General features: G+C 44.4%; 20 protein-coding genes. 8 read left to right on the top strand and 12 right to left on the bottom strand.

Features of this window, described 5'->3' with window-relative positions:
• Positions 1-241: 241 nt before the first annotated feature.
• From folE2 to J2W69_RS14330, 4 genes are all read right to left on the bottom strand, one after another.
• The gene (folE2, locus tag J2W69_RS14315) at positions 242-1,168 is read right to left on the bottom strand and encodes a GTP cyclohydrolase FolE2 (RefSeq protein WP_310279697.1); all 927 of its coding nucleotides are present in this window, start codon (positions 1,166-1,168) and stop codon (positions 242-244) included.
• 270 nt (positions 1,169-1,438) lie between these two features.
• On the bottom strand, positions 1,439-2,620 hold the full coding sequence (gene iadA, locus J2W69_RS14320) for a beta-aspartyl-peptidase (protein ID WP_310279699.1): 1,182 nt from the start codon (positions 2,618-2,620) through the stop codon (positions 1,439-1,441).
• 9 nt (positions 2,621-2,629) lie between these two features.
• The gene (gene yfcC / locus J2W69_RS14325; RefSeq protein WP_310279702.1) at positions 2,630-4,111 is read right to left on the bottom strand and encodes a putative basic amino acid antiporter YfcC; all 1,482 of its coding nucleotides are present in this window, start codon (positions 4,109-4,111) and stop codon (positions 2,630-2,632) included.
• A 63-nt stretch (positions 4,112-4,174) separates the two neighbouring features.
• The gene (locus J2W69_RS14330; RefSeq protein ID WP_310279705.1) at positions 4,175-7,087 is read right to left on the bottom strand and encodes a TonB-dependent receptor domain-containing protein; all 2,913 of its coding nucleotides are present in this window, start codon (positions 7,085-7,087) and stop codon (positions 4,175-4,177) included.
• A gap of 472 nt (positions 7,088-7,559) precedes the next feature.
• Between J2W69_RS14330 and J2W69_RS14335 the strand changes: the two genes are divergently transcribed.
• The gene (locus J2W69_RS14335) at positions 7,560-9,845 is read left to right on the top strand and encodes an ATP-binding protein (RefSeq protein ID WP_310279708.1); all 2,286 of its coding nucleotides are present in this window, start codon (positions 7,560-7,562) and stop codon (positions 9,843-9,845) included.
• 99 nt (positions 9,846-9,944) lie between these two features.
• Here the strand turns inward: J2W69_RS14335 and arcA are convergent, their stop codons facing one another.
• Entirely contained in the window at positions 9,945-10,652 is a 708-nt protein-coding gene (gene arcA, locus J2W69_RS14340) for a two-component system response regulator ArcA (RefSeq protein ID WP_008900668.1), read from the bottom strand.
• 185 nt (positions 10,653-10,837) lie between these two features.
• Complete coding sequence (locus tag J2W69_RS14345; RefSeq protein ID WP_310279709.1) at positions 10,838-12,451, bottom strand: ATP-binding protein; 1,614 nt, start codon at positions 12,449-12,451, stop codon at positions 10,838-10,840.
• A gap of 151 nt (positions 12,452-12,602) precedes the next feature.
• Between J2W69_RS14345 and J2W69_RS14350 the strand changes: the two genes are divergently transcribed.
• Positions 12,603-13,001: a DUF3293 domain-containing protein gene (locus J2W69_RS14350; RefSeq protein WP_310279712.1), complete on the top strand. Its 399-nt coding sequence runs from the start codon at positions 12,603-12,605 to the stop codon at positions 12,999-13,001.
• 6 nt (positions 13,002-13,007) lie between these two features.
• Here the strand turns inward: J2W69_RS14350 and J2W69_RS14355 are convergent, their stop codons facing one another.
• From J2W69_RS14355 to trmB, 3 genes are read right to left on the bottom strand one after another with little or no spacing between them, the layout of a single operon-like run.
• Positions 13,008-13,301 carry a hypothetical protein gene (locus J2W69_RS14355; RefSeq protein WP_310279714.1) on the bottom strand — a complete coding sequence of 98 codons (294 nt, stop codon included), beginning with the start codon at positions 13,299-13,301 and terminating at the stop codon, positions 13,008-13,010.
• 12 nt (positions 13,302-13,313) lie between these two features.
• On the bottom strand, positions 13,314-14,342 hold the full coding sequence (locus tag J2W69_RS14360) for a class I SAM-dependent methyltransferase (RefSeq protein ID WP_310279716.1): 1,029 nt from the start codon (positions 14,340-14,342) through the stop codon (positions 13,314-13,316).
• A 1-nt stretch (position 14,343) separates the two neighbouring features.
• The gene (trmB, locus tag J2W69_RS14365; protein ID WP_310279719.1) at positions 14,344-15,078 is read right to left on the bottom strand and encodes a tRNA (guanosine(46)-N7)-methyltransferase TrmB; all 735 of its coding nucleotides are present in this window, start codon (positions 15,076-15,078) and stop codon (positions 14,344-14,346) included.
• A 170-nt stretch (positions 15,079-15,248) separates the two neighbouring features.
• On the opposite strand from trmB, the gene mutY reads away from it, so the two are divergent.
• The 6 genes from mutY to rlmM all read left to right on the top strand — a co-directional run bounded on the left by mutY (position 15,249) and on the right by rlmM (position 19,869).
• Positions 15,249-16,274: an A/G-specific adenine glycosylase gene (gene mutY, locus J2W69_RS14370; RefSeq protein WP_310279721.1), complete on the top strand. Its 1,026-nt coding sequence runs from the start codon at positions 15,249-15,251 to the stop codon at positions 16,272-16,274.
• A 62-nt stretch (positions 16,275-16,336) separates the two neighbouring features.
• Positions 16,337-16,609, top strand: coding sequence for an oxidative damage protection protein (locus J2W69_RS14375; protein ID WP_008900661.1), 273 nt, complete (start codon positions 16,337-16,339; stop codon positions 16,607-16,609).
• 98 nt (positions 16,610-16,707) lie between these two features.
• Positions 16,708-17,640: a transcriptional regulator GcvA gene (locus J2W69_RS14380; RefSeq protein ID WP_310279724.1), complete on the top strand. Its 933-nt coding sequence runs from the start codon at positions 16,708-16,710 to the stop codon at positions 17,638-17,640.
• 3 nt (positions 17,641-17,643) lie between these two features.
• Positions 17,644-18,273: an alpha/beta fold hydrolase gene (locus J2W69_RS14385; protein ID WP_310279726.1), complete on the top strand. Its 630-nt coding sequence runs from the start codon at positions 17,644-17,646 to the stop codon at positions 18,271-18,273.
• Positions 18,251-18,637: a DUF423 domain-containing protein gene (locus J2W69_RS14390; protein ID WP_310279728.1), complete on the top strand. Its 387-nt coding sequence runs from the start codon at positions 18,251-18,253 to the stop codon at positions 18,635-18,637. Before J2W69_RS14385 ends, J2W69_RS14390 begins: the two co-directional genes overlap by 23 nt.
• A 161-nt stretch (positions 18,638-18,798) precedes the next feature.
• Positions 18,799-19,869, top strand: a complete 1,071-nt coding sequence (gene rlmM, locus J2W69_RS14395; protein ID WP_310279729.1) for a 23S rRNA (cytidine(2498)-2'-O)-methyltransferase RlmM — start codon at positions 18,799-18,801, stop codon at positions 19,867-19,869.
• An 866-nt stretch (positions 19,870-20,735) separates the two neighbouring features.
• Here rlmM and J2W69_RS14400 read toward each other — a convergent pair.
• The 3 genes from J2W69_RS14400 to J2W69_RS14410 form a co-directional block, all read right to left on the bottom strand.
• Entirely contained in the window at positions 20,736-21,551 is an 816-nt protein-coding gene (locus tag J2W69_RS14400; protein ID WP_310279730.1) for a hypothetical protein, read from the bottom strand.
• 112 nt (positions 21,552-21,663) lie between these two features.
• Positions 21,664-22,089 (bottom strand): DUF4160 domain-containing protein, encoded by a 426-nt coding sequence (locus J2W69_RS14405; RefSeq protein ID WP_310279732.1) that lies wholly within the window; start codon positions 22,087-22,089, stop codon positions 21,664-21,666.
• A 97-nt stretch (positions 22,090-22,186) separates the two neighbouring features.
• A complete protein-coding gene (locus tag J2W69_RS14410) occupies positions 22,187-22,504 on the bottom strand; it encodes a hypothetical protein (protein WP_310279733.1) in 318 nt (105 codons plus the stop codon).
• Between the last annotated feature and the right edge of the window lie 46 nt (positions 22,505-22,550).

Genomic DNA, 22,550 nt, shown 5'->3' on the forward strand with positions numbered 1-22,550 from the left:
GTTTTTATGGCGTTTAGACGTCTATCCATAAATAACCAGTTAGATATACCCAGTTCAGGCGGAAATTGCAAGACCAGTCTGGCGCATTTAACTGACTATTTTATCTGAAGCCCTGAACAGACTGATTTGTAATAAAATTACAGAAAGGGGCGGTTTTTACTGGTTTAAAGGCAAAAGAGCGAAAAAAAAGGCCGCTGATGCGACCTTTTTTTGTAATTTACACGATATTTTTATGCGAAACTTATGCGTGATAGCCGTTTGAAACACCTTTGACTGTGACTGCAACTGCGTCATGTGCATGCAGAGACTCATAGTGGTTTACCCGCAGCCAGAAATCATCAAATTCAGACAATTGGTTCAGCGCGTGTTTTAAACGACGGGCTGCATCTTCGCAAAACATCAGGTTTTGACCGTTTAAACGGGCAAACTCTTGTTCGTCAGCGCGTTTAACTGCAGCCTGAACCGGCGTTTGTAAAGCATCTTCAATAGCGTCTATTAAAGCAATCACAGGGAAGTCAGCTACTTTGTTATTCAACTGTACTTTTATCTCAGCGATGGAGCGCTGGCTGTGTGGTGTTGCTACTATGCCCTGAGTGGTGCCTAACCAGTCTTTTACCAGTTCAGCACTCACTTGCTGGTGACCGGCAAACTTAGCGACAAAAGCTTCCTGAATAAGCTGGCGGGCTAAAGCTGCAGAGCAAGGGCAAGTTGAAGAGTAAGGCACGTTCACCTTCATTTCTACGCCTAATTTGCCCTCTTTTAACTGGCCTGTGATAGTCACAGGGTAAGCTTTCCAGCCTTGTTTTTCTGTGATTAAAGCTTTGCGGCGTAAATGCAATTCGAAATCAAACTTTACAAAAGCATGAGTACTTAAGTCTTCATGGCTGCTGATAAACTCGTTTAAGAGCTGACTTAAGCTGGCGAAACTTAAACTGGATTCTGTCGACAGCTGATCCAATAACAGATAAAGCCGTGACATATGAATGCCTTTGGCTTTTGGATCTTTTAAGTTCACAAAAGCTTCAACTTTGGCGCTGACCTGGCGTGGTGCTTCGCCTGCCACACTAAACATCAGTGGCAGTTCAATATGGCTCATGCCAACCCAATCCAAAACACCTTCAGTGGTGGCGGAAGAATGGTTAGCTACATCTGGCATAGTGGTCGGCATGAATACTCCAATGTCCGTCAAATGCATAGATTTTTTATCTCCGTCCTTGCTGAAGCCGCAGCATCAATGGGTAGGCTGTATAAAAAACCTTGCTGAAAATTTGGCGCACTTTATACCATATTTTGCCGCGTTGGCCGGTATAAAATATGTGCTATATAAGCTGATTTTTTTCGAATAGCTTAAGCGAAAAAAGCGAATACCCGACTAAATTTGTCGGATATTCGCTAAATTGGGATGATGGAACAGAAAATCAACTCTTTGGCACTGAAGTTATTGCTCGAAGGTACCTTTGACTATAGCTTTGCCGTTTTTGACCAATTGACGGCCTTTGGCAAAAACATCACGGATGGTTAAATCACTTTTATGCAAAAGCACTAAGTCTGCGTCCATTCCTGCTGCAATACGGCCTTTTTGCTTTAGCCCCAATATTGCTGCTGGTGCTGCAGTAATAGCGGTAATGGCATCAGATAAAGGCACCTGATATTCAAGCACTGCCTGGCGGGCGACCTGATATAAAGTTTGTACCTGGCCTACCTCAAGCCCAACTAATTCTCCATGGTCGTTATAGACTGGCAAACTGGCATTGCCATCTGAGCTTAAGGTCAGGTTCATGGCTGGAATACCTGCCGCTAAAGCTCTGGCTAAAGCCGCTGCAGCTGCTACTTCGCCATGTTGTAAGTCGTAGCTGGTTGTGCTGGTGGTAAAATCAATAACACCACCCGCTTTAGCAAACTCAAGACCGGCCTGAAATACAGCTTCATTGCGGTTAATATGAGTAGGGTAGAACTGTGACAATTTTAGCTCTGTACCTTCAACTGCTTGCCATAGCGGCTGTAATAAAGAATCTCCGCTCCCTACATGTACACTGACCAGGCCAGCTTTGCCTGATAAAATGCCACCCACTTTAGCCGCAGCTGCCACTTTACGGATTTCGTCTTTAGTGGGTTGAGAAGAACGGAAATCGCTGATGGCAATTTCGCCCACGCCAATAAACTTGTCGATCAGGATCAAATCATCCGTGATAGTGCCCATTAAAGTCCGGCATGGAATTTCGTAAGAACCTGTATGGCAATAAGTACTGATGCCTTCAGTTTCCAATGCATGAGCTTTGGCCAGCAGATTAGTTAAAGTTCTGGTAGTGGCGTCTGTGCCCAAAACGCCAATAGCTGTAGTGACTCCACCTAAAGTGGCATCTGTTAATTGCATCTCAGGAGTGCGGCTGGCAAAACCACCTTCACCGCCACCACCAATAAAATGCACTAAAGAATCAACAAAACCCGGCACTAAATAACAATCGCTGGCATCAATCACTTCGATGGGCAAATTACTGCTGCCAGTATCAAAACCAGGCTGCAAAGCTGCGATCTGTGAACCTGCCATTAAAAGATCCATTGTGCCCAAATCCGCAGGGCTTATCAGATGGGCATTTTTAAATAGTTTTACTGTGCTCATTTTATGTCCTTATTGATATTCAATGGCTACTGCGACCAGCATTGCTGTGCTTGCAAGCGCAAAAAGCCAGAGTTGCAAGCGCCAGGCAAACTTTGCCCATAACATCCAGTCGACCCGTACTACCCCTAAGCAACCAATTAAAGAAGCTGATGTAGGCACTATGCAGTTGGTTAAACCATCGCCCAGTTGAAAGGCCAAAACGGCGATTTGCCTTGATACACCCACTAAGTCGGCCAAAGGCGCAACCAGAGGCATAGTTAAAGCAGCCTGGCCTGAACCTGAGGTGACAAAGAAGTTAAATACCGATTGGAAAATCAACATAAACCAGGCAGAAACATAAGCTGAAAAACCATCAAAGCTACTGCCGGCATAATGCAGTAAAGTATTGAGTATTGAAGGTTCTGTTGCGTCGTCTCCCCCTAAAAGCAGCACTATGCCTTTGGCCATACCGACAATCATGGCGGCAGGCAATAACTCAGCGGCGCCGTGTTTAAAGGCATCAGCTGATTCGTTCACCGTCAGTCGTTTGCCAATTACAGCTAAAATGGCTGTGGCGACACCCAATGCAAAAAACTGAGTGGCAATTTCAGGGATATAATAACCCCTGGCTACTACGCCCCAAATCACCCAGATAATGCCTGCAACAAAGAGCAATAAAATAGCGGCGTCTAACTTACCGAAGCTACTGCTTTGTTGTTCCTGCTGCTGAACCCGCAGCTTTTGGTCTGAAGCAAAACTGACAGAAAGTTGTGGGTTCTTTTTAATTTTTGCCGCATAACGCATAGTAAAAACGATGCCGAAAAGGGTAAACACAACCCAAAGCGCAATACGATAATCCGCTCCAGACATCAAGGGTAAACCCGCTATGCCCTGAGCAATAGAAACACTGAATGGGTTCATCCAGGACGTAGCAAAACCAATTTGGGTGGCTATGTAAGTAACCAGTACAGTGGTAATAGCGTCGTAGCCTAAAGCCAGCATTAAAGGCAATAAAACGATACAGAAAGCTATGGCTTCTTCACCCATGCCAAAAACTGCACCGCCTAAAGAAAACAGAAAAAACATCAGAGGTATAAATAAAAAGTCTATGTCTTTGGTTTTGGCTATTAAAGCCAGAATGCCATTATTCACAGCTCCCGTTTTCATAATGATGCCAAAGGCACCACCTGTCAGCAAAATAAAGGCAATAACCCCTATAGCTGCACCCATTTTGTCGCCTGAAACCATGCCCTCAAAGGCATAGTTCAGAAAGCCAACTTCACCTCCTTCGCCAAATAAAGGCACTGCTTTATTTTGCTCAGCCGCCAGTTGAAAACTATTTGGGTCAATACGTGCTTTAACCGTTTCACCTGCTGCATTTACTGTCTCCGGTAACATTTGAAAGTAACCAGCCGGAATAAGGTGAGATGCAATAGCTGCCGCTATCATCACAAAAAAAAGTATGACAAAGGCGTCCGGCATGCTGACCGGTTTTTTGCTTGTAACTTGCATGAGATTTACCTGTTAAATACAGCCGGGTTTGACCCCGGCTTCTGCTATTCGCTTCGCTTGCTGTTAAAACTTATGGCTTAATGCAATACGGAAGCTGCGGCCTAAAGCGTCATGGTTAATCGAGTCAAAACCACGGCTTGAACCATAAGCTGCTGGTGGATCCCGATCAAACAGATTGTCGATATTAAAGCTGATTGTGGTTTGGGCAAAATCATATCCCAGATTCATACGCCATGTAGTCCAGGACGAGACCTGTCGGCTGCCATCTGCGTTTAATTCACCCAGTTCATTCAGTTCTCTGAGTTCTCTGCGGCGTAAACCGGAAATGTCATCTTCATAAGAGTCTGTGTAGTTGGCCGAAATACTGCTGAAGAAATCACCTTTAGACCAGTTGAAACGCACACCAGCTACAGTTTCAGGGTAACGCCAACTACCAATCAACTCTTCAATTTCGTCTGAGCCCGCTTTGTTGCGTTCAAAAGACAAATAATGAGTGGCATCCAGGCTCAGGCCAAAAGTACCAACTTCTGTATTAAATCTGTGATCGTAAGCCAGATCGATACCGCTGACAGTTTGCTCGCCGGTATTTTCCAGCAGCAATACGTGGTCACGGAACAGTGGTAACTCTGCAAAACGTGGGTCGTCGTACGCTACCCAGGCATCCAGTATTTCTGCCATATTGGCACCGCTTTGCTCTATATTCAGGCCTGCACTGTCCGTTACATCACATAAAGCTGCATCAAAAGAGATGCCCTGTGCACCTTCAGGTACTAAACCACAATGACGTAATGAAGCGTCCCCAATGGCTCGGGCTAAAACCCCGGTCATATTGGTATCAACCAGATTTTCATGTTCAAAGCGCCAGTAATCTACTGTTAAAGTGCTGTTTTCTGACAAGCTTAATGCAAAACCTAAACTGATGGAGTTGGATTCTTCAGCTTTAAGTTGTGGGTTGCCAAGTTCCAGCACATTGTTGCCGCGTTCATCACCAAAACCTTCACAGAATAAATCGGCTACCGCCTGATTAGCTCCACAATCAAAACGTGCAGTGGTGGTACGAAGTTTTACGCCAGCCTGAGTCAGTGAAGGTGCGCGGAATGAAGTAGCGTAAGAGGCCCTGACAATCAGCTCTTCTACCGGACGATAGCTAAAGCCAATCTTGGGGTTAAAAGTGCTGCCAAAGTCATCAAAATGGTCATAACGTGCCGCCAGTTGCATATCTAAAGTACTGGCCAGTGGCACGTTAAATTCAGAGAATGCAGCCCATTGAGTGCGTTCAGCCGCCGATAAACTGGAACCAAAACCAAATACATCCACCAGATAACCATTCTCAGCCCTGGCTATTGCGTTGTCTGAAGGGGTATCAGTGATTTTTTCTTTACGGATCTCAAGGCCAAAAGCAGAGCTTATCACGCCATCGTTAAATTCCATCAAATCGCCATTAAAGCGCGCATCCCAGCCCATTACAGTGCTTTTGCCTTTGCGGGTAGGCATTTCCTGAGCCAGAGCTAACAAAGCGTCGTTGTTGCTGTCATTTTGCAGGAAAGGGTTATACATAGCACCTAAAGAGCCGCTGGAGCAGCTTAAAGTACCAGTTGTGGTGTTATAACTTGCGATAGTGCCATCAGAACATAGTTCTCCGGCCAAGGCTGCATGGTATTTATATCTGTTATAGATCCCCTTGGTAGCCACCTGATCAGATTTTGATTCTGAGTAAATCACAGCTGACTCCCAGCCCCAATCGCCAATAGAACCTGACAAAGCACTGACTAAACGCAAAGCATCAGTTTCTATTTCTACTGTACGAGGTGTGCCAAAACGGGCATCAAAAGCAAAACCACGAAGCTCGCGGCCAGCCAGTGTTTCAAAGCGTGATATCCTTAACTGGTCGAGTAACTCGTCACGGATGGCCGGGCCAAAAATATCCAAAGCGCTTTCGTCGACATAAGGGCCTTCACTGTCATCCAACTGGTTAATTGGCGCAGGGCTTGAAATAGCGACAGACTTGGTATTGCTGAAAAATACATCGGTATTCCAACTGATATCACCAAAGTCTTTTTGGAAAATGGCGCCAGTGGAATAACTGGTTAAATCTGAGTTTAACTGATCGTCTTCATTGGGGTAATAAGCGCAAATTTTTTCACCAAACTCTGTGGTTACAAGTGCTGTCGCACAGCCCGGCGTGGCCAGTTCATCACCTGAGCGTACAGAGTCGTAATAAATGTTGGGTGTGTTTTTTGGCAGATAAGAGTATGAGCTTTTTAACAGTGGAGAGCGGGTAAAATCTCTGTCCTGGGCACTAAAGGCATTACGGTCAAAATAATCGGCAAATACTGTTAACTGACCACCAGCCACTTGTTGACCAACCACCAGATTCAGGTTGCGGCGGCTTTCATCGCTCGACGCCATGCTGTCGCCATAAGAGGCATTAAGCTCCACGCCTTCGTAATCTTTTTTCAGTATGTAGTTAATAACACCAGCTACGGCGTCTGCACCATAAATGGCCGAGGCGCCTGTGGCTAATACTTCAATACGCTCGATAGCGGCTAAAGGAATACTGTTGACGTCAACAAAGTTCTGAGTGCCAGCGGCAAAAGAGCTGGCTGCAACACGGCGGCCGTTAATCAGAGTTAAGGTGGATGCCGGGCCCAAACCACGCAATGATGCTGCGGCCTGACCTGCAGGTGTTGAAGTTGAAGTGGCGCCACTTTCAGAGGTAGAGAAAGTACCTTCACCGCCTCTCAATTGCCCTACGTCTTTCAGTAAATCAAAAATAGTATTGGCGCCCGATTTTTTAATATCGTCGCTGCTGATCACGACCAGAGGCTGAGCGCCCTCTAAATCGACACCCTTGAGGCGGGAGCCTGTGACTTCGATTTTTTCTATTGAATCGTTTTCTGTTGTAGTTTCAGTTTGAGCAGATACGGAAAAGCAGCAAGCCGCAATGGCCAGCGAAAGCATAGATGGTTTAAACATTTTTTATTACCTGTTGCTTCATTACAGCACTGTCTGCTCTGGCAACCGGGTTGCAGAGTGATATTCAGCAGGCTGTTAGTTGTTATGGTTTAGTTTTAAATAGCAAAACACCCAGCAGTGAGCTGGTGGTTTGGCTACTCGTTAAACCACTCCGACAGGTAGTAGGACGAGTAGTAATATGTAGAGAGCGATACCGCTTTTTTTAGCATATTACTTTGCAGATGCTTAAATTCAGATGGCTTTAAGATTTAACCGCTCTGTCATCTTCTGTCAATCATTCTTCGTCAGTAAAACTGATGTTTGGTTAAAAAACGCCCACAACCATGGTTCTTTACCTGTTTTAGCTCTGTAGAGGACAAAATTTAGCAGGACAAAAAGCTGCTGGATCTGGCAGACTTGCTGGACTAAAAACAACACTATGTATCGGGTAGTTTACCCCTTGTTGTGACGAAATGATTTTCAAAGGCAGATAATGCAGCAAAGTGTTCACCCGCTAGTCCGGCGTTTAGCCGGGTTTTTAACTCAATGGGGCTGGTTACAGTGTTTTTGCCTGTGCTTTATCTTGTTGCAGGCGCTGACAGGTGTAATGACAGGCCTGTATAGTCTGCTGATCCACGATATGGTGCTTTGGTCCATGGTTCTGGGCGCTTTGCTGTTTTCTGCTTCTGTCACTCCCGCCTTTTTGTTAAGTAGTTTTTATCTGGTACGGCATTTAGATGAAGCGCTGTTTTATTTGCAGGATTCTATCCGGCAGGAAAAACTACTGAACCAGAACATGCAGGAAACCATTCGTCAGTTGAACTTTGAAATTGAAGAACGAAAAAAAGCCTTTCAGGCCAAACGCCGTGCTGTGGACGAGTTACGCCGTGAAATTACTGAACGCCGTAAAACCCAGCAAGAGCTGGAAGAACAAAGTTTATTAATCCGCTCTATAGTCGACAGCTCGCCTGACTTATTTTATTACCGCGACGAAACCGGCCGTTTTGTCAGCTGTAATAAGATGTTTGAAGTCATTATGGGTAAATCCGCCAAAGAGTTGATAGGTCATTATCCGGCAGAGCTCTATGACGCTGAATCAACTCCTATAGCTATTCTTACGGATCAGGAAATTTCTGCCAGTCGGGCAGAACTGACATTGGATGTGGATTATCAAACTCCCGATGGCCGCATGTTGTGGTTTGAAATGCGTAAAGTACCATTTTTTGATAAACAAGGCCGCTATATAGGTTTGCTTGGTTTTGGCCGGGATATTACCTCCCGTAAACTGGCCGAGCAGGCACTGGAAAAAGCTTATCAGGACAAAGGCAAGTTTATTGCCACCTTAAGTCATGAACTGCGTACGCCGCTCAACGGTATTGTAGGTTTAACAAGGCGTTTATTGGAAAGTCCGTTATCCACAGAGCAACGCAGCTGGAGCAATACCATCTTCAGCAGTGCTGAAACCTTAGGTAATATTTTTAACGATATTATCGACTTAGATAAAATAGACCGCCAGGATTTGGATATTGTTTATCAGTCGGTACCACTGAATGATTTTGTCCACGATATTTGTAATTTTGCCCACTTAATCTGTCAGCAAAAAGGCCTGTTGTTTATTGAACCTGAAGTTGTGCCAGGCCAGCTTTATGTCCGTCTGGATCCAACCAGAGTCCGGCAAGTGTTATGGAATCTAATTAATAATGCAGTGAAATTTACCGCCCGTGGTTCTGTGCAACTGGAGGTTTCATTAACAACTGATGATCCGGCTGAGCTTTGTTTTAGCGTCACAGATACAGGCATAGGTATAGTGGAGGCTGAACAGCAACGTATTTTTGATATGTACTATAAATCCAGCGACGGCCGGCGTTTAAGTATAGTGGGCTCAGGCATAGGTTTATCTGTGTCCCGTGCTTTAGTTGAAGCTATGTCCGGTCAGATTAAACTGAGCAGTGTGCCAGGACAGGGCAGCACTTTTAGCATGTCTTTACCTGCACAGCTGACATCAGCGCCAGTTGCAGTACCGCAGGCCTTGTATCCGGCTTTAACTATATTGCTGGTGGAGGACGTGCCTTTAAATGCTGAAATTGCCACTAACTTGCTGGAGCAGCGTGGTCATCAGGTCATTCTGGCGGAAACCGGCGAAGATGCCATGGCTTTGCTTGAAACCGAAGATGATATAGATCTGGTGCTGCTGGATATGCAATTACCTGATATGTCGGGTGATCAGGTGGCGCGTTTTATCCGCTCTGAACCCGCTTTAGCCAGACTACCAGTGGTGGTATTAAGCGCTAATGTGCGTAAAGCCGAGCAACAGTTGCAAGATGTGCGGGTGGATGGCTCTTTAGCCAAACCTATTAATACCAATAAGCTGGACCAAATTTTACATCAACTTTTTGGTGCTCCTGCACCTAAAGAAATCACCGCCGAAAAAGCTCATGATCAGCAAATTCTGGATCAGCAAACCCTGGACGACTATCTGCAGTCTTTAGGTAAAAAGACCATGTTACGCAGTGTGCAGCTATTTACCCAATTGTTGCCTGGTTACATTAATAAAATGATGGAGACAGCTGTGCAGCAGGACGTTACAGAGTTTCAGGAGGCGGCTCATAAGCTAAAAGGGGCTGCAGCTTCGGTGGGACTATTGTGGGTGCAGCATCAGGCAAAACTACTGGAACAAAGTATTGAACTGCAAGGTATGGAAAATCAACTGATCAATTTCCATATAACAATAGAGCGGCACCTGGCCGCTCTGGAGGAATATATAGAAAGCTGGACTTAATCCGTTTGCTTCTATTTGAATTTTAGAGGGGCGGGGATAAACCCTATCCGGCATCGGATTGGAATTTGAGACGGGCGGGTACAAGACCCGCCCCTACAATTATTTCTCTAACTTGCCTACAAAGCGGTAACCTTCACCGTGAATGGTGCTGATTAACTCTGGGCTATCCACGTCGGACTCAAAATGTTTACGGATACGGCGAATGGTTACATCCACAGTTCTGTCGTTTGCTCTGAGTTCGCGGCCTGTCATATGACGGATCAGTTGTTCACGGGTGAAAATTTTACCCGGGCTGTCCAGCATTAAACGTAAGGCACGGTATTCACCTTTAGGTAAACGGCGTGACACACCTTCAGGAGATGTCAGGTTGCGGCTGTTTTCATCCAATACCCAACCATTAAATTTCACCACACTTTTATGCTCTTCCACTACTGGTTGAGAGACTGTGCGGTTTAACAGGTTGCGGGCACGAATGGTCAGTTCACGTGGGTTAAAAGGCTTGGTCAGGTAATCGTCTGCGCCAATTTCCAGGCCTAAAATGCGATCGACTTCACTGTCACGTCCGGTCAGAAAAATCAGACCTACATTTTCTTTCTGGCGTAATTCACGGGCAAGGATCAAACCGTTTTTGCCAGGCAGATTGATATCCATAACAATCAAATTGACTTTGTGCTCAGACAGTTTCTGGTTCATTTCTTCACCATTCACTGCTTCAACCACATCATAGCCTTCGCCTTCAAACAGGCTGACCAGATTCAGTCGTGTTACTTCTTCATCTTCAACAATCAGAATAACAGGGGTCTGCATTATGCTTAAACCTTATGTGAACGTAGTTAAGTATTTGATTTGTATCTTTTTAGAAAGAAAGTGACCCATGGTCATTGTCTGAACAATTATATAGACCACAGATTTTGTTAACAAGTTTATTTGTTAACAATTAGCCAGAGCTCAATTAAGTGTTTGAAAAACATATTGTTGTTTATACATTTATCTTATTTAGGGATCACAGGAAAGTCGATTTGAATGTCGATACCATGATCCAAAGAGCTTTCCAGATGAATTTTCCCGTTTAAAGCCTGAGTCACCAGGTTATAAACCAGATGCATACCTAACCCGCTGCCACCTTCGCCTCTTTTGGTCGTGACAAAAGGGTCAAAAATGCGCTTTTTAATATGCTCGGGTACACCAGCACCATTATCCTGATAATGCAGGTAACAACGGCTATTGGCCAAAGTGACGCTGATGGTCATGGTACCTTGCTCTATATTCTCAAAAGCATGGATCAGGCTGTTCATAATAAGGTTTATTAAAATCTGACTTATAGGGCCTGGTTTACTTTCCAGTTCCAGTTTTTCATCACAATTGAGTATCACCTGATGTTGAGTCTTTTTCAGATTAGGCCGCAATGACAACAGCACTTCATTGAGCAACTGATACATATTAAAGTATCTTCTGTTGTCGTTGGATTGATCCACTGCCACTTGCTTAAAGCTACGGATAAGGTTAGCTGCTCGTTCAAGGTTGCGGTAAATAATGCCAAGGTTTTCAGCGCTGTCACCAAGAAATTTTGCCAGTTGATTTGAGGTTAACTTCTTATCATCAAAAGCTTTTTGTATTTCGGCCAGCTTGTCCTGCATTAAAGTAGAAGCTGTAACGCCAAGCCCTATAGGCGTATTTACCTCATGGGCTACACCAGCAACCATTTGACCTAAACTGGCCATTTTTTCAGTTTCAACAATTTGATTCTGATACTGGTGCAGGGTGGATAAAGTGTTTAATAGATCCTGATTTGAAGTTTTCAGTGCCAGGGTTCTGTCATTAATTTTTTGTTCTAAATCCTGATTAAGCTGACGTATTTCACTTTCGGCGCTACGCAGTTTGGTCATTTGCTGTTCAGTTCTGTCCAGCATAGTATTGATCGCTCTGCCCAGATTATGAAACTCAACTATTTCCATAGTGGGTACGCGGATTTGATAATCTTTTTCTTTGGAAATTTTTTGTACTAAAGCCAGCAAGCTGTACAAGGGTTTGGTAAAGCGCCGTTGTAATCTGTTGGCAATAATAAAAGCACCTATTAAAGAGCAGAGGGCAATTAAAATATCGAATAACACTCTGTTTTGCACATAGCGGCTCAGTTCATCCAAACTGGCACGCATATAGACATAACCTATTAACTTACCGCCAGATTCTATTTTTTTAGTCAGTTCCATTACCCCATCGCCTATGGTGGCGTTTTGGTACTGTTCTACTTTGTTGAACTGGGTAGGATAGGGGCCAACGTCTCTTCTGTTGTAACTGGCAAAAAAGCTCAGCTCGCCGTTTTCCTGAATTTTATAGATATGAATGTTGTGCAGTCGGGATTCGGCGGCAAAAGACGCGATACGTTTGTCTTCTACTTCTGAATCATCTGTTTCGATAGAGCCTACAGCGTTAAAGGCAATAATGGCGGCATAAGAGTGCAGTTGCTCAGACAGGTTTTTCTTTTCAGCTTTCACATCTTGTAAGGTGGCAATGGTCAGGGACACACAAAGAGTGATGCTGCAAATCAGCATCACAACCCAGATCAGTGCGCTTTTAATTGAACTCACTTTTAACGCTGGGCCCATGAATCCTTCCGTCATCCGTCAATCTTCTGTCAAAGCTATAATATTGAAGTTACACGCATTTGCAAACTTTCACCAGTAACAGCAGCTAATCCCCTGACAAAAAATAAAAACAGGTTTATAGTTGACGCACTTGTGGCGATGAGGACAAACCATGGACTTATGGGATAACTACAAAACGAGTGTTTTTTTGTGCCATCAACCCCTTGGTGATCAAATTAACTTTGCTATTATCAGTGCCCAAAATCCTTGTGGCCATCTGCAAAACCCTTCCAGAAATCTATTACTTGATAATCACTTTGCAAACACCCTCGACAGCATGAATGTGCCTTACCGTGAGATAGTTGGTTGTTCACCTGATCTTCGTTTTCAGGAGAAAAGCTGGGCCGTGCTTTGCGATAAAAGCAAAGCCATCAAGCTGGCTATTATGTTTGAGCAAAATGCTATTTATTGGGTAGAGCAGGGTAAGTTATTTTTGGTTCCTGCGCTGTTGCAACAAGCCGAAGAGTATTTAGGCGAATTTAATCCACGTCAGATTGTATTGGGACAATAAGCAGAATTAGTTTCTTAATACTTGCAGTATGGGTTCTATTTTTTGACCTAAAGCGTACTCCAGCTTCAGGCGTTTCAGCTTTTGTTTATGTGCTTCCTCTTCGTCGGCAGGTACAGTTAAAAACTCTTTAAAATCAGCAGCGCAGATACATAACATGGCGGGTTTTGCCATGTTCTCCAGTTGACCAAGCCGATAGATCTGATGAGGACAGGCTTGGGTTCTCTCTGGCGACTGAATACAGTTCGCCAAAGCGCCAGTGCTGAAGGTTAATCCAGCCAGTACAACCAAAACCAGTCTCATCAGCAGATCCTTTTATTTGCGGTCTCTTTTACAATAATAAACCACAAAACCGTCGCGACGACCAAGCTCTTTTACCTGACCAAAAATTTCAGTCAACTGAGCCACGTAGGGTAAATGCACGTTCGCCACTAAAGTTAATGTGCCACCTGGCTTTAACTCATTAAAAGCGTCACGGAAAAACTGCTCACTGATGTGATAGTCGGTTTTTAAACCTGTATGGAAAGGTGGGTTGCTGACAATATGGTCGTAGGCTGCGCTGCGTGATGGAATACCATCAGCTGCAATAGCTTCGCCCGGCAACTTATTCGCCTTTAAAGTGGCAGCTGTAGAACTGACCGCGAAAGTACTGATATCAGAAGCTGTCAGTTTAATTTCCGGATGCCTTTTTACTAAAAACGCACCGATAAAACCTGCACCACAAGCAAAATCCAACACTTTACCTTGCTGAATATGACCCAAATGTTCCAGCAATAAGTTAGTGCCTAAATCCAGTTTGCCGTGGTTAAACACGCCAGGCAGAGAACAGAGCTTTAAGCTGATACCAGCTTTTTCGATACTGAACTCGTGAAACTCTGAGGTTTTTAACTCGCTTTGTAACAAGCCATCCAGTTCAAACCATAAGCAGTGTTTGGCATTGTCGTGTTTAAAGGCTTTTAGTCCGAGTTTTTCTGCCTGATTCCCCAGGCTTTTAATGCCGCCTTTGTTATCACCCACCAGATAGACTTCGGTTTTGTCATTCAGCGCTGTTTTGATCTGAGCTAAAGAGCTTTGCAGCTGATCTTTGCTTTTAGGGTAAAACAGCACCACTTTGTCTACTGTTAAATCAGCTGGTAAAGCATCACCCAGATAACAAGGGCTTTTGCTTTGCTGCTGCCAGTTATTAGCCACAGCGAAGTTGGACGTTAAACAAAACAGCTCCAGCTCTGGCGCTTTTTGTTTTAACTCTGCCGCCAGACGGTCGGCCATAGGTTCTACCAGCAGCACTTTGCCTGATAAAAAATCAATATTACGCAGCAACAGCTGACTGGTATTGTCCAACATATTAATCAACCTTCTTAAACATCAGATCCCAAACACCATGGCCTAAATTAACACCACGGTTTTCGAATTTGGTCAGAGGTCTGTGATCAGGGCGAGGTACATAGTCGTTAGTTTCTGAAAGGTTGCTGTAACCTTCGGCAACTTTCATCACTTCCAGCATATGTTCAGCGTAGTTTTCCCAGTCGGTTGCCATATGGAATACACCGCCAATTTTTAACTTACGGCGTAATAACCGGGCAAACTCAGCCTGCACTATACGTCTTTTATGGTGACGCTTTTTATGCCATGGATCAGGGAAAAACAGCTGCACAGTGCTTAAGCTGTTGTCTGCAATAGAGTCGTTTAAAATTTCGATGGCATCGTGTTCAAACACCCGCAGGTTTTTAACACCTTCAGTTTCGGCTTCACCTAAACATGCGCCTACACCAGGTTTATGCACTTCGATACCAATAAAGTCTTTATCTGGTGCAGCTTTAGCCATTTGCACCAAAGATTTGCCCATACCAAAACCAATTTCCAGCACTAAGTCGGCTTCACGGCCAAAGACTGCTTTCATATCGTAAGGCGTAGCCTGATGTTCAAGTCCCATAGTTGGCCAGAACAAATCTAAACTGCGTTGCTGGCCTTTGGTCAGACGACCTTCCCTTAAAACAAAGCTACGGATACGGCGCAGGTATTTGTTTTCCTGAAGCTCTTCGTCCTGTGGCTCTGTGTTTGGTTGTTCCGGGTGGGTCATCTTGGTCTCCAAAAAATGTGATGCAGCTTGTTTTTATAGCGCTGCGAATGCGGCGCACATTATCCTTGTTCTGCCGCTAATGCTCAACCGCTAATCTTGATTCAACAAAAATGGCAAAAAATGCTAGGCTAAGCGCCGTTTCGAAAAACTAATTTTGAGTGCTTAACACTGTGCTGACTTCTGAGTATTTAACCTGCCCTGATCTTTTTGCTGATACTGTTGTCGACTGGCAAAAAACCGATGGCCGTAATGCCTTGCCATGGCAACAAGACCCAAGCCCTTACAGAGTAATGGTCAGCGAGCTGATGTTGCAGCAAACTCAGGTCACTACAGTGATCCCCTATTTTCAGCGCTGGATGCAAAAGCTGCCTGATATTCATGCTTTAGCCGCCGCCGATACCGACACTGTGATGGCGTTATGGCAAGGTTTAGGTTATTACGCCAGAGCCCGTAACTTACATAAAGCAGCTAAATACATAGTTCATGATTTAGGTGAGTTTCCTTTTGAATTAAACGACTTATTAACCATTCCCGGTATAGGCCGTTATACAGCTGGAGCTATCCGCTCTTTTGCTTACGATGCTTATGGCCCTATAGTAGATGGTAATGTAAGGCGTTTATTCTGCCGTTTATTTGGCATCGAAGGTGTACCAACCACTTCTGCTGTAGATAAAAAACTCTGGGCTTTGGCTGATTTATTAACGCCAAAACAAAACAACAGACGTTTCGCTCAGGCCCTGCTGGATTTAGGCGCTACTGTCTGCAAACCCAAACAAGCAGATTGTTTAAGTTGCCCTCTTCAAACTCAGTGTGTAGCTTTTAATACGGGCCGGGTAACTGAGTTACCAACAGCTAAACCTAAAAAGACCACGCCAACTAAAGCAGGGCATTTTTTGTGGATAGAGCAGGGCGATAAGCTGTTGCTGCAAAAAAGGCCGGATTCCGGTATCTGGGCTGATTTATGGTCTTTACCTCAAGTGGACGAAAGCGCTGAAGCCTTGTTACAAGCTAAGCTGCAAGGTCAGTTTCAGCATGTGTTTTCACATTACAAGTTAGATGCTTCGGTTTGGCATCCGGTGTCTGGTGTGGCAGAACCCTCAGGCAGCAGTTGGTATAACAAAGCGCAAGTGATGGAGATTGGTTTACCTGCTCCTATTCGCAGCTGGATTGAAAAAAACTGGCTGAATAAAAACTAACTGCTGACGATGAAGTCGTTTACAATATCGGCCTTTTTAAAAGCTAAGCAATGAGGTGAATAATGTCCCGTCAGGTATTTTGTGTTTATTTGCAAAAAGAAGCAGCAGGTTTAGATTTTCAGCTGTACCCGGGTGAGCTTGGCAAAAAAATCTTCGACAGCATCAGCAAAGAAGCCTGGGCTTTATGGCAGTCAAAACAAATTATGCTGATCAATGAAAAAAAGCTGAATATGATGAATCTGGAACACCGCAAATTGCTGGAAGAACAGATGCAGCAATTTTTATTTGAAGGCAAAGAAGTTCAGATCGAAGGTTACGTTCCTAAAGCTAAATAATTCTGGCAGATCCCGAAGGCGTGACTGGTTTAAAGTTGCGCCTTTCTTTATAATTCGCATTAGAAAAATTAATTCTATTTTACCTAAGGCTGCAAGCTATGGCTCGGCGCTTACCCCCTCTTAATGCGTTAAAGGCTTTTGAAACCGCTGCACGCCATCTTAGTTTTACTAAAGCGGCTGAAGAGATGTTTGTCACTCAGGCTGCTATTAGTCACCAGATCAAAGCGCTGGAAGACCATTTAGGCTTAAAGCTGTTTATGCGGAAAAACCGCTCTTTGCTTTTAACTGAAGAAGGCCAGAGTTACTTTTTAGATATTAAAGAAATTTTTCTGCAGCTGCATGAAGCCACAGAAAAGTTATTAGCCCGTGGTGCTAAAGGCTCCTTAACCGTCAGTTTGCAGCCAAGTTTTGCCATTCAGTGGCTGGTGCCACGTTTAAGTTTATTCAGTGAAGAACATTCTGATATAGACGTGCGGATTAAAGCCGTCGACTCAGACGAAGGTTCGTTAACAGACGATGTGGACGTAGCTATTTATTATGGTCGTGGCAGCTGGCGGAATTTGCATGCTGATAAACTGCATACCGAATATTTGCTGCCTGTTTGTTCGCCTTTGTTATTAAACGGCGTCAAACCTTTAAAAGATGTGGCCGATTTACGCCACCATACTTTATTACACGATGGCTCACGTCAGGCCTGGAAAGACTGGTTTGTCAGTCAGGGCTTTAAGAATTTTAATGTGAATCAGGGGCCAATTTTTTCGCATACAGCTATGGTATTGCAGGCTGCTATTCATGGTCAGGGTGTGGCTTTAGCGCATAACGTAATGGCAAGGCCAGATATTAACTCAGGCCGCTTAATAGTGCCCTTTCACCATGTATTGCTGAGCAAAGACTCGCATTATCTGGTGTGTCGTGAAAACCAGACTGAGCTTGGCAAAATTGTCGCGTTCAGGCAGTGGATGGCGAAACAGGTTGAGCTGGATCAGCAGGATTTTGCTGAACAACATTTTAATAATTCGACACCGGATTAATAAATGCCAGAGCAGTTAGCCTTATGCACAAATCCTGTTGCCAGATTGCTGTTATCTCATGGTGCCGGAGCGCCGGTGCAATCAGAGTTCTGTCAGCTTTTAGCGCAGCAACTGGCAAATCAAGGTATTGAAGTCTGGGGTTTTAACTTTGCTTATATGCAAAAGACGCTGGCAGGTAAAAGACAGCTACCAGCTAAAATGCCGGTATTAATGGCTGAGCTTTTAGAGCAAATAAACCAAATGCCCACAGATTTACCTTTGGTTATTGCTGGCAAATCGATGGGTGGCCGGGTTGCAACTATGCTTGCTGCATCTGAATTGCTGTCGGGCGCAGTAAAGGCAGTGATAGCTTTTGGTTATCCTTTTCACCCGCCGAAAAAAGACAATTGGCGTACAGAACATTTTGCCGATTTAAAAAGGCCTGTACTGGTGTTGCAAGGGGAAAGAGACCCTTTTGGCAGCGTTCAGGAACTGGCAGATAAAAGCTGGCCTTTCATAGATCTAAAGTGGTTACAAAGTGGCGATCATGATTTTTCGCCGCTAAAGAAATCAGGTTTTAGCCAACAGCAGCTTATTGAACAAGCCTCTTTGCTAAGCAGGAGCTTTATTAATGAACGTATTCTGGAAGATTAACACTAGTCTGGCCGCCTTTTATGGCGCCGTGGCTGTAGGTTCAGCCGCTGCTTTAATGCATTTATGGCGTGGCACTATAGATACAGAACAACTGGCTGCGCTTTTAAGTGCAGGTTTTATTTTAGCTTTCCATGTTGTGGCTTTATTGGCCTTATCGGCTTTTGACAAGCTGCAACAACAAAGCCCATGGCTAAGCCGTATTGCAGTAACTGCGATGCAAATTGGGCTTTGGTTATTTGTTTATACTCTGGTGGCTGGTGTATTTAAGCTGCCTTTACATTTTTCAGCATTGGCGCCTTTAGGTGGCCAGTTGCTTATTTTAAGCTGGCTGGCTTTGGCCATCAGCCCTTGGATCAGGAAATAACATGAAGAATTGGCAGGATAGACAATTTCCACAGCCGCAGGCTGCCAGTCAGGCTGCCCGTCAGGGTGCTGCATATGGAGGTGCTGTATGAAAAATTGGCAGGATAGACAATTTTCACAGCCGCAGGCTGCCCTTCAGGGTGCTGCACATGGAGGTGCAGCATGAACCAACTTTTGCTGTACTGCCGTTCAGGTTTTGAAAAAGAATGTGCCGGTGAAATTCAGGATAAAGCAGCGCAGGAAGAGGTGTTTGGTTTTTGCAAACTGACCAAAGACGCAGCTTTTGTCATTTTTGAAGCCTACGACAGTGAGGCGTTAGCCGCCTTTTATCGTGACTACGACTTTACTAATTTTATTTTTGCCCGTCAGTGGTTTTTGCTGGTGGAAGATATGCTGCAACTGGATCCTGCTGACCGTATTACTACAGTGGTTGAATCTGCAATAGCTGCTGAATTATCTGCTTTTGGTGAGCTGCGGGTGGAATACCCTGAAACCAACGACGGCAAAACTTTATCTACTTTAGCCCGTAAACTCACTGTGCCACTGCGCCAGTCGTTACGTAAAGCTGGCGTATTGCTGCAAAAAGAAAACTCCCGCGCCCCGGTACTGCATTTGTTTATGCAAAGTGGCAGCAGTGCTTATTTAGGTATTTCTTACCCTGAAAACAACAGCCCGCTGGAAAACGGCATTATGCGGCTGAAGTTTCCATCTGATGCACCAAGTCGCAGTACTTTAAAGCTGGAAGAAGCTTTTATTCAGTTTATTCCAAAAGACGAATGGGAAACCCGTTTAACTTCAGGTATGAGAGCAGTGGACTTAGGCGCTTGCCCTGGTGGCTGGACTTATCAGTTGGTTAAACGCAGCATGATGGTAACAGCTATAGACAACGGCATGATGGCCCAGTCTTTAATGGATACAGGCCAGGTAAAACACTTTCAGGTCGACGGTTTTAAATTCAGCCCGGACAAACGTAACGTGTACTGGCTGGTTTGCGACATGATTGAAAAACCACAACGTGTTGGCAAGCTGGTTTGTGACTGGCTGATCAACGACTGGTGTCAGGAAAGTATTTTTAACCTGAAGCTACCTATGAAAAAACGCTACGAAACAGTGGTTGAAGTGCTGGATATGATGCAGCATAACTTCAACGAAGCAGGACTGGACGTTGAAATTCAGGCCAAACACTTGTACCACGACCGCGAGGAAGTGACAGTGCATGTGAGGAAGTTTTAATACCAATTGACTAACGCTGGCAGGGCAATCCTGCCACTAAGCTTCTGAGGTTATTTATAAAATAATAGAAAAAACTAGGCGTTAACCGAGTGTTAGCGCCTATGTTGTGCTCCAGCTTTGCTGGGCCACTGACTCAGAACTTGAAATGACGCCCAAAGCGTTTCGCTGCTGGCGAGATACTTTCTTTTGCTTCGCGAAAAAAAAGTATCCAAAGCAAGAAAGTGCAGGAAGCACTTTCTAACAGCCGAAGGCTGGCCCGTAGGGTGAATTAAATGGATGTAATTCATAAAAGGCGACCCTAGGTCGCAGCGACAACGCTTGCGTTGAACAGCTTTAGCTGGCCCCGAAGGGGGACGAACGAAGTGAGTATAAAGCCCGGCTCAAAATCGTGCGTCCAAGGCGACTCGGCAACTCGCTCGTCGCTACCGCTCCTTACTCAAACACTCCGCGTCTTAAAACCTTGGCCACCCAATTTTGTCCGGCTCACGCCCTAATAGGGAATTTGGTTCAAGTAGTTGGTATGGCCTTTTCTTATTGGCAGTAAAGAGCGAATTGCAGCTGTTTAGATCAGGCTCTCTCGAAAAAAACGAATCTCTGCTTTGCTTTAATTTCGGATATTCGATTTATTTTATCGTAACCCCACCTTGTAGGCGCTGCACAAAAATACTAGCCCTGCTGGTGAACACTGAGCGGTTCTACTGGAAATGACTGATCAGGCTGCTGGTGGTTTTGCGCGATTTAGGCAAAAAAGGACACCTGGTTATGGTTTTTTTTTCCAGAGCAGCGTCAATTTAAGACGTACTTTTCACCTGAATTATTGTCGAAGGGCATTTCCATACTAAGACGCTACTAAGGCACATAACGCATCAAGAAAGGGCGCCGCTTTGCGGCGGCCCACTTGCTTGACTTGTTAAATCTTTGTTTTCTTTACTTAACTCTTGGGCTAACGCTTGAATTTTGGCTGCTTTTTCCAGCGCTGTAGAATCTAGAGTTTTTCCACTAAGCATCGAATCTAACTCTAGAAGAATCTTGTCTTGCAATTCGTCTAATAGATAACCAAAAGCGCCTACGCCGAACTTTTTAATAAATTCCTCTTGATGGGGCAACGCAACACTTACCATATTTGTCATTTTCTCCACATCAAGAAGGCTATCACCTAGTCCATTTTCAAACAGTTTGGCCTGTAAAACGTAATGCCAAATAATTGAGCTGTAAGCTGAATAGTATGCCCAAGCAAGTTTGCTAACAAATGGTCGAGCAGGCTGAGCGTCTACCTTTGTCATTTTCTCCATGTCTGTATGCATGGAAATATACTTGAAGAACTTCTGCAGGTTAGCATCTTGGCTGATAGCTTTAGATACTTCTTCGGTTTTTACTCTTAGCATCATTTCAGATAAAGGCTTACCTAAGTAGAGTTTACAAGTTGCTGCCCATAGCAATTCGACAGCTTCAACCTGCTTATTAAACAAAACCGTTTGCCTTTGCTGTAATCCACTAAACCCTACTTGACGCAATGCTTCAATCTCTTTTTCTTTCTTCGATAGATCTGCTTTTAGTACTTCTAATTTACTATCGTATTCATGCTTAACAGCATTCATCAGTCGAGTAACAATCAGGTTTCTAGACAGAAAAATTAGTACCACTAATGCAGACGTTGAAGAAATAGCCGGTATCCAGTCCATAAATGTTTCCTAGTAATACTCTGGGGCCAAGTAGATTTAACGCCGCCAGCAAGCGCAGTTGTGCAGTGGAGGCTAAGCGGCAACAAAAAAGACGTCTCTGTACCTCGCATTGTTAATTACTTTTCCCGACATACTGGCCAACTACGCAGCCTTCCGGTCGAGTCCTATTCCAAATCTCGATTAATGCAGATTTAGCATTCATGGTAGAAAACCAATATTCAATTTTTCTTCGCTGCTTGGATGGCAGAGTTCCATCAAGTAACTCACATTTATCTAGTGTAAACGAAGCTCTATAGTTTGCTGTTACAACATGGAAATGTGGTGGCGGATGCTCTTTGGCATAGATCTCTATTTTCATTCCATCGATCCGCTCTACTAGCTCCTTTGCTTCGACGAGAATTGGCCCATCAGGGTCCCAATCATCATTTACGTATGTTCCGGACGCAAGCAGCGAACGAAGGTGTTCCGTCAAAACATCTAGAGAGTCGATATATTGAGGTGACTCGGTATAAAACCATCGCGTACCTTGTAGTTTCATATGAGCCTCATTTGGCAATTAACACCGCGTAAAGCGGAGAGTGCTTGGGCGAGTCCGACAGCGTTTAGCTGCGAACTGATGTTCCTTGTTAGTTCTTTTATCCAAGGAAATAATCATCTAGATATTCGTCAGATAAAAATGGTTTTATTTCTTCCCACCTTTCACAACTGGATATCCACTGCCGCCCGCAAAACTCAACTCTACTAGCAGCATCTCTGAAAGTATCTGAGTCCTTTGTAGCGGCGAGCTCTTTCATTATGTTTTCAGTATTTTTCCATTTGGATTTGCTATTGCGTTTATTAATAAAGAAAAATTCTATATTGGAGCGTAGATTTAAAACCATGCCAACTTCTTGTTGGCGAGAGGGAGTATGTAAAATTTTCTGTGTAAGTGGCTGTTTATCATAGTGATACACGATCACCGTACATGATGATGAACTGATTCATCGCCGGTTTCCAGTC

It is taken from the genome of Rheinheimera soli (assembly GCF_031457405.1).
GTDB classification, from domain to species: Bacteria; Pseudomonadota; Gammaproteobacteria; order Enterobacterales; family Alteromonadaceae; genus Pararheinheimera; species Pararheinheimera soli_A.

Excerpts from the sequence above, each read along its gene's own strand:
- folE2 (WP_310279697.1), bottom strand. The coding sequence starts at position 1,168 with ATGCCGACCACTATGCCAGATGTAGCTAACCATTCTTCCGCCACCACT.
- iadA (WP_310279699.1), bottom strand. The coding sequence starts at position 2,620 with ATGAGCACAGTAAAACTATTTAAAAATGCCCATCTGATAAGCCCTGCG.
- yfcC (WP_310279702.1), bottom strand. The coding sequence starts at position 4,111 with ATGCAAGTTACAAGCAAAAAACCGGTCAGCATGCCGGACGCCTTTGTC.
- J2W69_RS14330 (WP_310279705.1), bottom strand. The coding sequence starts at position 7,087 with ATGTTTAAACCATCTATGCTTTCGCTGGCCATTGCGGCTTGCTGCTTT.
- J2W69_RS14335 (WP_310279708.1), top strand. The coding sequence starts at position 7,560 with ATGCAGCAAAGTGTTCACCCGCTAGTCCGGCGTTTAGCCGGGTTTTTA.
- arcA (WP_008900668.1), bottom strand. The coding sequence starts at position 10,652 with ATGCAGACCCCTGTTATTCTGATTGTTGAAGATGAAGAAGTAACACGA.
- J2W69_RS14345 (WP_310279709.1), bottom strand. The coding sequence starts at position 12,451 with ATGGGCCCAGCGTTAAAAGTGAGTTCAATTAAAAGCGCACTGATCTGG.
- J2W69_RS14350 (WP_310279712.1), top strand. The coding sequence starts at position 12,603 with ATGGACTTATGGGATAACTACAAAACGAGTGTTTTTTTGTGCCATCAA.
- J2W69_RS14355 (WP_310279714.1), bottom strand. The coding sequence starts at position 13,301 with ATGAGACTGGTTTTGGTTGTACTGGCTGGATTAACCTTCAGCACTGGC.
- J2W69_RS14360 (WP_310279716.1), bottom strand. The coding sequence starts at position 14,342 with ATGTTGGACAATACCAGTCAGCTGTTGCTGCGTAATATTGATTTTTTA.
- trmB (WP_310279719.1), bottom strand. The coding sequence starts at position 15,078 with ATGACCCACCCGGAACAACCAAACACAGAGCCACAGGACGAAGAGCTT.
- J2W69_RS14375 (WP_008900661.1), top strand. The coding sequence starts at position 16,337 with ATGTCCCGTCAGGTATTTTGTGTTTATTTGCAAAAAGAAGCAGCAGGT.
- J2W69_RS14380 (WP_310279724.1), top strand. The coding sequence starts at position 16,708 with ATGGCTCGGCGCTTACCCCCTCTTAATGCGTTAAAGGCTTTTGAAACC.
- J2W69_RS14385 (WP_310279726.1), top strand. The coding sequence starts at position 17,644 with ATGCCAGAGCAGTTAGCCTTATGCACAAATCCTGTTGCCAGATTGCTG.
- J2W69_RS14390 (WP_310279728.1), top strand. The coding sequence starts at position 18,251 with ATGAACGTATTCTGGAAGATTAACACTAGTCTGGCCGCCTTTTATGGC.
- rlmM (WP_310279729.1), top strand. The coding sequence starts at position 18,799 with ATGAACCAACTTTTGCTGTACTGCCGTTCAGGTTTTGAAAAAGAATGT.
- J2W69_RS14400 (WP_310279730.1), bottom strand. The coding sequence starts at position 21,551 with ATGGACTGGATACCGGCTATTTCTTCAACGTCTGCATTAGTGGTACTA.
- J2W69_RS14405 (WP_310279732.1), bottom strand. The coding sequence starts at position 22,089 with ATGAAACTACAAGGTACGCGATGGTTTTATACCGAGTCACCTCAATAT.